Below are 8,804 nucleotides of genomic sequence, written 5' to 3' on the forward strand. Positions count from 1 at the left end.
ATTCGTACGCCGTCGCCGCGGCAGTTCGTGTGCCGTGGCCGCGGCACCTGGGGGACCATGGAGGCGCAGCGCCGTACGGAACCGACCGCCGCTCCCCGAGGGAGGCACCGTGACCGACCGCAAGCCGCCGGGTGTCAGCTTCGAGACCTGGGTCGACCGCCAGATCAGGGAGGCCGCCGAACGGGGTGAGTTCGACGACCTGCCGGGCGCCGGAAAGCCCCTGACGGGGCTGAACAAGCCGTACGACGAACTGTGGTGGGTGCGGGAGAAGATGGCGCGTGAGGGCGTCTCTTACCTGCCGCCCACGCTCGCGCTGCGCAAGGAGGCCGAGGACGCGCGTGCCGCGGCGCGCGGCGCCCGCTCCGAGCGCGAGGTCCGGCGGCTCGTCGCGGAGATCAATGGCCGGATCCGGGAGGCGCTGCTGAACCCGCCGCCGGGACCGCCGCTGGGCATCGGCCCCCTCGACCCCGAAGAGGTCGTCGAGGAGTGGCGCGCGGCCCTGCGGGAGCGGATGCGCGGCCGCGACGCCTCCTGAGGCGGCGGACGCCGTCCTTCATGGTGCGGCGGACACGGCCCTTCGAAAGGCGGCGGAAGCGGCCCTTAGGGAGACGGCGAAAGCGGCACTTCATGAGTGACGCGGCACTTCGATAGGCCGCGCCCCGCCCGGCACTTCGAGAGGCCGCGCCCCCGCCCGGCACCCGGGCTCAGCGCAGTACGCCCTCCAGGAAGTCGCTGCCCAGCCGGGCGACGACCTGGTGGTCCAGCTGGTGCAGTACGTAGCGGCCGCGGCGCCGGGTCTGGAGCAGGCCCGCCTTCTTCAGGACGGCCAGGTGCCGGGAGACCTCGGGCGCGCTGATCCCGTGCTCGGCGGCCAGTTCGCCGGTGCTGAACGCGGTCCTGGCCAGGTTGCGGCAGATCCGGATGCGCATCGGGTGGGCCAGCGCCTCGAGGCGCTGCTGGAGGAGGTCCACGGAGGACGTGCGGGACAGCTCGGGCGTGGCCACCGGGTAGTGCACGACCGGCCGCCAGCCCGGCGCGTGCAGCACCATCAGGTGCGGCCAGCCGAGGGACGTCGGGACGAGCGTCAGACCGGCGCCGATCGCCGGGTTCACGGCCGTGGTGCGCCCGTTGCTGAGCTTGTCCACCGTGATCCGGGTCAGCTCCTCGTCCACCGCGATCGCCGCTGACACCTCGGTCAGTGCGTCGGCCAGCCCCTTGTGGCGCAGCACCTCCGTCTTGTGCCGCGCGTCGGCCGCCAGCTGGACGCGTACCCGCCGCCAGACGTCCGCGAAGAACGCCTCGTCGCAGTCCTCGAAGAAGCGGCGTATCCAGGCCCGTACGGCGGGCGGGTCGGCCAGCAGCCGGCGCGCGAACTCCGCCTGGCGCGGGCCCCGCGCCACAGCCCGCTCCAGAGCCTGTTCCCGCGCCTCCCGGTCGACCAGCGGCGAGGGGCCGCCCCGGCTGTAGAGGCTGGCGCAGGAGATCTCCAGCGCGGCGGCCACGTACAGCTCGTCGTCCAGCCGGTCGAGCAGGTCCAGGTCCTGGGCGAGCGTCGCCCCCGGCATCCCCTGGGTGTCGGCGAGCGCCGCGAACGGCATCGAGATGTCGGAGAACGTCGGCCCCCACAGGAAGTCCGCCTCGTGCAGCCGGTCCGCCAGGTCCGGCTTGAGTGCGGCGCAGGTGGCCGTGGTCCAGCCGTGCAGGCCCGGGTGGTGGCCCGGCTCCGTCAGCGTGTGCAGGGCGGTGCCCAGCTCCGCGAGCGGGGAGGGGGCGAAGACGATGCGCTCCTCCGGCAGACCGGTGATGTCGATCTGGATGCCCATGCGTCCTCCCCTGTGCGTACCCGCCGTCGCCGGCCCGGTACGCCCATCATGCGTGACCTGCGAACCGTCCCCGCCGACGTTTGACGGCTCCCGTCAATCCACGTGCCCCGGACGACGCCCGCCGCCCACCGTGGAGGACATGAACGCGATGCAGCAGCACATGATCGACGCCTACCGCGCCGCCCAGCGGGGCGAGGCAGCGCCGCCGCTGCCGGGCACCGGCGACGTGCAGGCACTGCGGGCCGTACGGGACTGGCGGCGCTTCGAGGCCGTCGTCACCGCGCCCGCCGACCGCCTGCCGGCCCGGCTCCTGCGCGCCGTACGGGCCTTCCTCGGCCGTCACGCGCCCGTCTCAGCGCCCGTCGGCCACGGCCCGCACCCGCGCCAGGAACTCCCCGAGAACGCCCCGCACATCGGCGGCAGACCAGCCCAGTGCGGCTGAGCCGACATGGACCTCGGTCGTCGCCGTGCCCGGTGCGCCACCGCCCCACCAGCGGCGGAAGAGCGCGGTACGGGTCTCCTCGGCCAGCCGCAGACTCGCCTCCTCCAGCACCTCGGGGGCGTACGGCAGCCACACCCGGAAGTCGTGGGTGTGCGGCGGGTCGGGGTGCACCCGGAACCAGGGCACCCCGTGCTCGGTGAACCCCTCGTCCAGCGCCCGCGCGACGACCTTGGCGTGGGCCACGTACTCCGGGAGCCGGGGCAGTTCGCGGTCAAGGCCCGCCAGTGCGGCCAGCGCGGCCGGCCACTGCTGGAAGGCCAGCCCGCCGTACCGGTGGCGCCAGGCACGCGCCTCGTCGGCCAGGTCCGCGCTGCCGGCCAGCGCGGCCCCCGATATGCCGCCGAGTGACTTGTAGAACGACACGTAGACGCTGTCGGCGAGCTCGGCGATCTCCGCGTGCGCGCGCCCGAAGTGCGGCGCGGACTCCCACAGCCGTGCCCCGTCGAAGTGCACCACCGCGTCCCGCTCGCGCGCCGCTTCCGTGACGGCGGCCAGCTCGTCCCACGAGGGCAGCACGTAACCGGCGTCCCGGAGCGGCAGTTCCAGCGCGAGCGTCCCGAAGGGCTCGTCCAGGCCGCGTACCTCCTCCGCGGTGGGCAGCCGCGGCTCCCGGGTCGGATGGATCATGCGCAACCCGCTGACCACGGCGTACGCGTCCCGCTCGTGCACCTCCAGGTGGGACAGCGGATGCCCGGCCACGGTGGCGCTGCCCGTGCGCCCCGCCCAGCAGCGCAGCGCGACCTGCTGCGCCATCGTGCCGGTGGGGAAGAACACCGCGTCCTCGGTGCCGAGCAGTTCCGCCGTGCGCCGCTCCAGCGTGCCGACGACGCTCTCCTCGTCGGCGTAGAAGTCCACCGGGGTGTCCAGGTCGTACGCGCCGGGCGCGTCGGCGGCCAGCCGGGCCAGCCGCTCGGCGACGGTCTCGTCCCTCGCGCCGGGCATCAGGGACCGCTCGCAGCCGCGCCATGCGGCGAGCCTGCGCGCCTGCTCCTCCTGGTCGGTCATCTCCGCCCCGCCTCCCCGGTCCGCCCGCACGGTCTCCCAGCGGCCCGATCATCCCCTACGGGCACGCCGACGGCGAGCGGCTTTTCCCGGGGCCACGAGACGCCCGTCTCACCTGGGCCGCAGTCCCTCGGGACTGCAGGGAACACCGCGTAGCATGACCAGGAAACGTCCGGTACCCCCCGCGGACTGGAACGGAAGGCCATCGCCGCGTGAATGAGAACCCCTTGACAGAGGCCCAGGACCGCCCCGCCCGGCTCACCGTCGGCGTCGTCGGGGCGGGCCGCGTAGGGCCGGCGCTCGCCGCGTCACTGCAGCTCGCCGGGCACCGCCCCGTAGCCGTCTCGGGCGTCTCGGACGCCTCCAGGCGGCGCGCTGCCGCGCTCCTGCCCGACGTGCCCCTCGTGCCGCCGGAGGAGGTCCTGGCGCGCGCCGAGCTGGTCCTGCTGACCGTCCCCGACGACGCGCTGCCCGGCCTGGTCGCCGGGCTGGCCGAGACCGGCGCCGTACGGCCCGGGCAGCTGCTCGTGCACACCTCGGGGCGGTTCGGCGCCGGCGTGCTGGACGAGGCCACCCGGGCCGGCGCCCTGCCGCTGGCCCTGCACCCCGCCATGACGTTCACCGGCACGCCCGTCGACGTGCAGCGGCTGGCCGGCTGCTCCTTCGGGGTCACCGCGCCCGAGGAGCTGCGGATGGCCGCCGAGGCGCTGGTCATCGAGATGGGCGGCGAGCCCGAGTGGATCGACGAGGCCGCCCGCCCGCTGTACCACGCGGCCCTGGCCATGGGCGCGAACCACCTCGTCACCCTGGTTGCGCAGTCCCTGGAACTGCTGCGCAAGGCCGGGGTCGGGGCCCCGGACCGGATGCTCGGGCCGCTGCTCGGCGCCGCCCTGGACAACGCCCTGCGCTCCGGGGACGCGGCGCTGACCGGCCCGGTCGCCCGCGGCGACGCCGGCACGGTCGCCGCGCACGTCACCGAGTTGCGCAGGCACTCCCCGCAGGCGGTCGCCGGATACCTGGCGATGGCCCGTACGACGGCGGACCGGGCGCTCGCGAGCGGACTGCTCAAGCCGGAGCTCGCCGAGGACCTGCTCGGTGTGCTCTCCGACGTCACGGACCGCACGGAGGGAGGCACCCGATGAACACCACGGCACACCACCCCGCGGGTACCGAGGCGCCCGCCCGGAAGGCGCCCGCCCCCGTGTCCGCCGGCCGCCTCCGGCTGGTGAGCACCGCCGCCGAGCTGCGTGCGCTGCCGCGCCGCGGCCGCCGCGCCGTCGTGATGACCATGGGCGCGCTGCACGAGGGCCACGCGACGCTGATCCGTACGGCACGCGCGCACGTCGGCCCCGAGGGCCAGGTCGTGGTCACCGTCTTCGTGAACCCGCTGCAGTTCGGGGCCGGCGAGGACCTGGACCGCTACCCGCGCACGCTGGACGCCGACCTCGTGGTGGCCGCCGAGGCCGGTGCCGACGCGGTCTTCGCGCCGTCGGCCGAGGAGGTCTACCCGGGCGGCGAGCCCCAGGTGCGGATCAGCGCAGGCCCCATGGGCGACGTGCTGGAGGGCGCCTCGCGCCCCGGGCACTTCGACGGCATGGCCACCGTGGTCGCCAAGCTGCTGCACCTCACGGCGCCGGACGCGGCGTACTTCGGACAGAAGGACGCGCAGCAGCTCGCCATCGTGACGCGCATGGCGCGCGACCTGAACTTCCCCGTGGAGATCGTCGGCGTGCCGACCGTACGGGAGGACGACGGCCTGGCGCTCTCCAGCCGCAACCGCTACCTCTCGGCCGCCGAGCGCAGGACCGCGCTGGCCCTCTCCCGGGCGCTGTTCGCGGCCCGCGACCGGCTGGCCGCCGAGGAGGCGCTGCGGGTGCGAGCCGAGGCCGGCACGCACTCCGAGGCGCGCGCCGCCGGGCTGGCGGCGATGGGCGAGGACCGGGCGGCGGCCGACGCGCACGCCCTCGCGTACGCGGCCTCTGCGGACTCCCCGCAGGGCCCCGCCGTGGCCCGTGCGGCCGCCCGTGCCGTCCTGGACGACGCGGCCCGCCTCGACCCGCCGCTGGAGCTGGACTACCTGGAGCTGGTCGACCCGGAGACCTTCACGCCGGTCCCGGACGCCGACCGGGCGCCCGACGAAGGGCCGTACAAGGGCGGCTACGAGGGCGAGGCGGTGCTCGCCGTCGCCGCGCGGGTCGGCACCACCCGCCTCATAGACAACATCCGCCTCACTTTCGGGCCCGCCGTACCGCAGAGCGGACCCCCGTCAGCAGGAGAGCCACGATGATCACCGCAGGAGCCACCCGATGACCGGGCCCGGCATACGACTGAAGGCGCCGGCGCCCGGCTGGGCCATCGACGCGGACGTCGTCGTGGTCGGCTCCGGCGTCGCCGGACTGACCGCCGCGCTGCGCTGCGCGGCGGCCGGCCACCGCACGGTCGTGGTCACCAAGGCCCGCCTGGACGACGGCTCCACGCGCTGGGCGCAGGGCGGCATAGCCGCGGCCCTCGGCGAGGGCGACACCCCGGAGCAGCACCTGGACGACACGCTCGTCGCGGGTGCCGGGCTGTGCGACGAGGCCGCGGTGCGCACGCTGGTCACCGAGGGCCCGGACGCGGTACGGCGGCTGATCGAGACGGGGGCGCGCTTCGACCCGGCCGAGGACGGCGAGGGCATCGCGCTGACCCGCGAGGGCGGCCACCACCGGAGCCGCATCGCGCACGCGGGCGGCGACGCCACCGGCGCCGAGATCTCCCGGGCGCTGGTCGAGGCGGTACGCGCCCAGGGACTGCGCACCATCGAGAACGCGCTCGTCCTGGACCTGCTGACCGACGCCGAGGGCCGTACCGCCGGCGTCACCCTGCACGTGATGGGCGAGGGCCAGCACGACGGCGTGGGCGCCGTGCACGCGCCCGCCGTGGTGCTCGCCACCGGCGGCATGGGCCAGGTCTTCTCGGCCACCACCAACCCGTCCGTCTCCACGGGGGACGGGGTCGCGCTGGCCCTGAGGGCCGGCGCCGAGGTCTCGGACCTGGAGTTCGTGCAGTTCCACCCGACCGTGCTCTACCTGGGCCCGGACGCCGAGGGACAGCAGCCGCTCATCTCCGAGGCGGTGCGGGGCGAGGGCGCGCACCTCGTGGACGGCGATGGCGTGCGCTTCATGGCGGGCCGGCACGAACTGGCCGAACTGGCGCCGCGCGACATCGTCGCCAAGGGCATCATGCGCCGCGCCCAGGAGCAGGGCACCGCGCACATGTACCTGGACGCGCGGCACTTCGGGGCGCGCATGTGGGAGCAGCGCTTCCCGACCATCCTGGCCGCCTGCCGCAGCCACGGCATCGACCCGGTGACCGAGCCGATCCCGGTGGCGCCCGCCGCGCACTACGCCTCCGGCGGCGTCCGCACCGACCTGCACGGCCGGACGACCGTGCCGGGCCTGTACGCGTGCGGCGAGGTCGCCTGCACCGGCGTGCACGGCGCGAACCGGCTCGCCTCGAACTCCCTCCTGGAGGGCCTGGTCTTCGCCGAGCGGATCGCCGCGGACATCGGGGCGCGGCCGCTGCCGCGGCCCGGGGAGCCCCGGCTGCCCGAGGGCCCGCCGATGCCGCTGCTCGCCCCCGAGGCGCGGTACGAGATCCAGCGGATCATGACGGCGGGCGTCGGCGTGCTGCGCTCGGCGGCGAGCATCGCGGAGTCGTACCAGGCGCTCGTCCGGCTGGCCTCCCGGGTACCGGCCGAGAGCACCGGGGAGGTCAAGGCCGCAGAACCGGGCGTGGAAGCATGGGAGGCCACGAACCTCCTGCTGGTCGCGCGCGCCCTGGTCGCCGGCGCCCGGGCCCGCGAGGAGACCCGTGGCTGCCACTGGCGGGAGGACCACCCCGACCGGGACGACGTCGTCTGGCAGCGCCATTCCGTGGTCACCTTCCGCCCCCCGCACACCGTGGAGTTCCGGGTCACGGACTCCGCCGCATTTCCCGCCGTCCATCCCGAAACGGAGCCGAACCCGTGAGCACGCCCGACGACCTCCCCCTCCTCCAGATCGGCCGTCCGGGCCAGAGCGCCGACGCCGGAGGCTGCGGCGACGGCTGCGGCTGCGGCTCCGGTGACGGCTTCGAGCTGGACCCGATGGAGTGCGGCCTGGACCCGGACCTGGCGGCGCTCCTGGTGAACGCCGGCCTGGACCCCGTACAGGTCGAGGACATCGCGCACCTGGCCATCGAGGAGGACCTCGACCAGGGCGTGGACGTCACCACCGTCGCGACCATCCCGGAGGACGCGGTCGCCACGGCCGACTTCACCGCCAGGGACGCCGGCACGGTCGCGGGCCTGCGGATCGCCGAGGCGATCCTCTCGGTGGTCTGCACCGACGAGTTCGCGGTCGAGCGGCACGTCGAGGACGGCGACCGGGTCGAGGCCGGGCAGAAGCTGCTGTCGGTCACCGCGCGCACCCGCGACCTGCTGACCGGTGAGCGCAGCGCGCTGAACATCCTGTGCCGGCTCTCCGGCATCGCCACCGCCACCCGCGCCTGGGCGGACGCCCTGGAGGGCACGAAGGCGCGGGTGCGCGACACCCGGAAGACGACGCCGGGCCTGCGCGCGCTGGAGAAGTTCGCGGTGCGCTGCGGCGGCGGCGTCAACCACCGCATGTCCCTCTCGGACGCGGCGCTCATCAAGGACAACCACGTGGTGGCCGCCGGCGGCGTCGCCGAGGCGTTCCGGGCCGTACGGACCGAGTTCCCCGGCGTGCCGATCGAGGTGGAGGTGGACCGGCTGGACCAGATCCCGCCGATCCTCGCCGAGGGCGCCGACCTGATCCTGCTGGACAACTTCACGCCCGAGCAGACCCGGGAGGCGGTGGAGCTGGTCGCGGGCCGCGCGTTCCTGGAGTCCTCCGGGCGCCTCACCCTGGACAACGCCCGTGTCTACGGGGAGACCGGCGTGGACTACCTCGCCGTCGGCGGCCTCACGCACTCCTCGCCGATCCTGGACATCGGCCTGGACCTGCGCGAGGACGCCCCCGAGGCCGCGGGGGAGGCGCGGGCCTGATGCTCCTGACCATCGACGTCGGCAACACCCACACCGTCCTCGGCCTGTTCGACGGTGACGAGATCGTCGAGCACTGGCGGATCTCCACCGACGCGCGCCGCACAGCCGACGAGCTGGCCGTGCTGCTCAACGGCCTGATGGGCATGCACCCGCTGCTCGGCGAGGAGCTGGGCGACGGCATCGAGGGCATCTCCATCTGCTCCACCGTGCCCTCGGTCCTGCACGAGCTGCGCGAGGTCACCCGCCGCTACTACGGCGACGTGCCGGCCGTGCTCGTCGAGCCGGGCGTGAAGACCGGCGTGCCGATCCTCATGGACAACCCCAAGGAGGTCGGCGCCGACCGCATCATCAACTCCCTCGCGGCCGTCGACCTGTACGGCGGCCCCGCGGTGGTCGTGGACTTCGGTACGGCCACGACCTTCGACGCGGT

General features: G+C 74.9%; 9 protein-coding genes. 7 read left to right on the forward strand and 2 right to left on the reverse strand.

Annotated features, from left to right (window positions below):
- The first annotated feature begins 109 nt into the window (after window positions 1-109).
- Window positions 110-535 carry a DUF1992 domain-containing protein gene (locus tag C3486_RS07290; RefSeq protein ID WP_103831763.1) on the forward strand — a complete coding sequence of 142 codons (426 nt, stop codon included), beginning with the start codon at window positions 110-112 and terminating at the stop codon, window positions 533-535.
- Window positions 536-704: 169 nt separating this feature from the next.
- Here C3486_RS07290 and C3486_RS07295 read toward each other — a convergent pair whose 3' ends face one another.
- A complete protein-coding gene (locus C3486_RS07295) occupies window positions 705-1,817 on the reverse strand; it encodes a DUF5937 family protein (protein ID WP_103831780.1) in 1,113 nt (370 codons plus the stop codon).
- Between the two features lie 145 nt (window positions 1,818-1,962).
- On the opposite strand from C3486_RS07295, the gene C3486_RS07300 reads away from it, so the two are divergent.
- On the forward strand, window positions 1,963-2,265 hold the full coding sequence (locus tag C3486_RS07300) for a hypothetical protein (RefSeq protein WP_181138469.1): 303 nt from the start codon (window positions 1,963-1,965) through the stop codon (window positions 2,263-2,265).
- On the opposite strand, the gene C3486_RS07305 is transcribed toward C3486_RS07300, so the two are convergent.
- Window positions 2,176-3,330, reverse strand: coding sequence for a low specificity L-threonine aldolase (locus C3486_RS07305; RefSeq protein WP_103831764.1), 1,155 nt, complete (start codon window positions 3,328-3,330; stop codon window positions 2,176-2,178). The two genes, C3486_RS07300 and C3486_RS07305, sit on opposite strands and share 90 nt — an antisense overlap.
- Before the next feature lie 209 nt (window positions 3,331-3,539).
- Between C3486_RS07305 and C3486_RS07310 the strand changes: the two genes are divergently transcribed.
- The 5 genes from C3486_RS07310 to C3486_RS07330 all read left to right on the forward strand — a co-directional run.
- Entirely contained in the window at window positions 3,540-4,469 is a 930-nt protein-coding gene (locus C3486_RS07310) for a Rossmann-like and DUF2520 domain-containing protein (protein ID WP_103831765.1), read from the forward strand.
- Complete coding sequence (panC, locus tag C3486_RS07315; RefSeq protein WP_103831766.1) at window positions 4,466-5,614, forward strand: pantoate--beta-alanine ligase; 1,149 nt, start codon at window positions 4,466-4,468, stop codon at window positions 5,612-5,614. Before C3486_RS07310 ends, panC begins: the two co-directional genes overlap by 4 nt.
- 19 nt (window positions 5,615-5,633) lie before the next feature.
- Window positions 5,634-7,337 (forward strand): L-aspartate oxidase, encoded by a 1,704-nt coding sequence (locus tag C3486_RS07320; protein WP_103831767.1) that lies wholly within the window; start codon window positions 5,634-5,636, stop codon window positions 7,335-7,337.
- Complete coding sequence (gene nadC / locus C3486_RS07325; protein WP_103831768.1) at window positions 7,334-8,374, forward strand: carboxylating nicotinate-nucleotide diphosphorylase; 1,041 nt, start codon at window positions 7,334-7,336, stop codon at window positions 8,372-8,374. Before C3486_RS07320 ends, nadC begins: the two co-directional genes overlap by 4 nt.
- On the forward strand, window positions 8,374-8,804 hold a 431-nt coding region (locus C3486_RS07330; protein WP_146074971.1), incomplete at its 3' end, for a type III pantothenate kinase. The genes nadC and C3486_RS07330, both read left to right, overlap by 1 nt.

This window comes from Streptomyces sp. Ru73, assembly GCF_002920575.1.
In the GTDB taxonomy this organism is placed as follows: domain Bacteria; phylum Actinomycetota; class Actinomycetes; order Streptomycetales; family Streptomycetaceae; genus Streptomyces.